Source organism: Corallococcus llansteffanensis, from assembly GCF_003612055.1.
In the GTDB taxonomy this organism is placed as follows: Bacteria; Myxococcota; Myxococcia; order Myxococcales; family Myxococcaceae; genus Corallococcus; species Corallococcus llansteffanensis.
The window spans coordinates 1-2,851 of the sequence record NZ_RAWB01000855.1; the positions used below are offsets into that span (position 1 = coordinate 1).

Here is a 2,851-nt window from a genome sequence, read left to right on the forward strand (position 1 = left end):
GTGCTGGGGCTGGTGAGCGGCGTGTCCTTCCTGTGCCGGCCCTTCGAGACGGTCTTCTTCCTCGCGCCCTTCTATCTGGACCTCGTGTGGCGCGTGGCACGCCGCCGCCTGCCCGTGGGGCCCTGCCTGGGCGGGCTGGCGCTGGGGTGGCTCCTGCCGCTGGGGGCCTTCCTCGCCTTCAACCACGCGGTGACGGGGGACGCGCTGCTGCCGGCGCGCGTGTCCATGTACACGTTCCCCGCGCAGCTCACCGCGCACGACGGCACGCTGCTGGAGCGCTTCGGGGCGAACACCAGCTACAACACGCTGATGCTGGCGGTGTGGTTCCTGGGGCCCCTGGGCGTGGCGCTGGTGGCGCTGGGGGCTTCGTGGGACCGGCTCACCGTGCTGCTGTCGCTGGGCGTGCTGTCGCTGCTGGGCCTGGGCCTCTTCCACGACAACCACGGCATCCACGCGGTGGGCCCCATCCACTATTCCGAGTGCGCGCCCGCGCTCGCGCTCGTGGCGGTGCAGGGGCTCAAGCGCGCGGTGGACTTCGCGCGGCGGGCGTCGGTGTCGCCCCGGCCGCTGCTGCTGGGCACGGGCGGGGCGCTCGTGGTGGGGCTCGGCATCTTCGACGTGCACCACGCGCTCGCGCTGCGTGAACAGTCGGCCATCCACGCGGCGGTGGAGGCCTACGTGCGTGACGCGGGCCTGGGCCGCGCCGTGCTGCTCGCGCCGCGGTACGTGGCGGCCTGGCGGCGCGTGCCGGAGTTCCGCCGCGGGGGCAGCTGGGTCTTCGAGTGGGCGCCGCCGCGCCCGGACTTCTCCGACGAGGTGCTCATCCTGCACGACGGTCCGGGCCACTTCGAGCGGCTGCGCACGCAGTTCCCGGAGCGGCGCTTCTTCCGGCTCAAGCCGGGCCGGGCCCCGGAGCCCTGGCGCATCGTGCCGGCGGAGACGTCCTCCGCGGAGCCCGTGGTGGCGCCGCAGCCGCCCGTGCCCTCGGCGGTGGAGTCCGCGCCATGAGGGCGCCCGCCGTGGAGGCCGGGTGGCTGCGACGGTGGGCCCCGGCGCTGGTGCCGCTGGAGGAAGGCGTCTGGACGGCGGGGCGGAGCACGCCCGTCTCGTACCCCGGAGACGGCCACGTCCTGTGCCGCGCGGTGGAGGACGGCTCCTTCTGGTTCCAGCACCGCAACCGCTGCATCGTGGACGCGGTGCGCGCGTGGCCGCCGCGCGGGCCGCTCGTGGACGCGGGCGGAGGCAACGGCTACGTCGCCGCGGGGCTGCGCGACGCGGGCATCCCCACGCTCGTCGTGGAGCCGGGCCTGGACGGGGCGCGGCAGGCCCGGGCCCGGGGCCTCGAGCCCGTGGTGTGCGCCACGCTGGAGGACGCGGGCTTCCGTCCCCACTCGCTCCCAGCGCTGGGCTTCTTCGACGTCATCGAGCACGTCGAAGAGGACGTGCGCCTGCTGGAGCAGGCCCGCGAGCTCCTGGAGGAGGACGGGCGCCTGTACCTCACGGTGCCGGCCTTCAGCTGGTTGTGGGCCGAGGACGACGTGGTGGCGGGGCACTTCCGCCGCTATGCCCGCGCGCCCCTGTGCGACCTGCTGCGGCGCACGGGCTTCGCGGTGGACTTCGCCTCGTATCTCTTCGCGCCGCTGCCCCTCCCGCTGTGGCTGCTGCGCGCCGTGCCGAGCCGCCTGGGGCTGCGCTCCGAGGGCGCGGTGCGGGCGCGGCAGGACGCGGAGCATGGCGCGCGGGGAGGGGTGGCCTCCGCGGCCCTTCGCGCGGTGCTGTCCGCGGAGCGGGCCTGGCTGCGCCGGGGCGGGTCCCTGCCCCTGGGCACCAGCCTGCTGGTCGTCGCCCACGTGGAGGGGCGCTGACATGGAACAGGCCGCATCCGGCACCGGTGCCCCGGGGCCCATTCTCCTGCGTCCCGGCCTTCAGTACGCACTGGTGGCGCTGGCCGCGCTGCTCGTGTTCGCCGGCACGCTCGCGAACGGCTTCGTCTACGACGACGTGCAGCTGGTGCTGGAGAACCCGTGGATCCGTTCGGTGGAGGGCCTGCGCCAGGCCTTCGCGCAGCCGCTGTTCGGCTTCCTGGAGTCCTCCACGGCGCAGGATCCGCGGCATCACTACTACCGGCCGCTGCTGCACGTGTTCTTCTTCGTGCTGCGGCAGGGCTTCGGGCTCCAGGCCTGGGCGTACCACCTGGCGCTGATGCTGATGCACGCGGCGGTGTCCGTCCTGGTGCTCTGGCTGCTGCGCGTGTGCCTTCGCGCGGGCCGCCCGGGCTCGGAGCAGGGGGCGGGGGATTGGGCCGCGCTGGGTGGCGCGCTGCTGTTCGCGCTCCACCCCGTCCACACGGAGGCGGTGGCCTGGGTGAGCGGCGCGATGGACGTGGGGATGGCGCTGGCGGTGTTGCTGGCGGCGCGGCTGTGGCTGCCGGCGCCTGCCTCACCCGCGCGTGCGCTGGGGGCGGCGGCCGTGTGGCTGGTGGGGCTGCTCCTCAAGGAGACGGCGGCCGTGCTGCCCGTGCTGCTGTGGGCCCTGGAGCGCGCCACGACGTCCGCCGGGGCGCGGGGCAGCCTGCTCATGCAGGCCCGCCGCTACATGCTCCTGGGCCTGGGGTTCGTCGCGTACGCCGGCCTGCGGCTGGCGGCGCTGGGCGGCGGGCTGCCCGCGAGCAACGCCTCGGAGGGAGCGGCGCGCGTGAGCGGCCTCCTGGCCTTCCCGGCGGACCTGGGCAGCAAGCTCTTCTGGCCGGCGCCCCTGGCGGTGCTGTCTCCCCGCGGGCCGGTGACGTCGCCCGCGGATGTCCGCGTGTGGCTGGGCGCGCTCCTCCTCGTCGGGCTCGTGGCGTTGGCGG

Annotated in this window: 2 protein-coding genes and 1 pseudogene; all 3 read left to right on the plus strand. The window is 75.3% G+C overall.

All coding sequences use genetic code 11. The features are described from left to right. On the plus strand, positions 1–1,008 hold a 1,008-nt coding region (locus D7V93_RS45540), incomplete at its 5' end, for a hypothetical protein (RefSeq protein ID WP_208723319.1). Further along, a complete protein-coding gene (locus D7V93_RS41240; protein ID WP_120648456.1) occupies positions 1,005–1,865 on the plus strand; it encodes a class I SAM-dependent methyltransferase in 861 nt (286 codons plus the stop codon). The genes D7V93_RS45540 and D7V93_RS41240, both read left to right, overlap by 4 nt. A 1-nt stretch (position 1,866) precedes the next feature. Next, a pseudogene (locus D7V93_RS41245) lies at positions 1,867–2,851 on the plus strand (hypothetical protein); the annotation flags it as partial.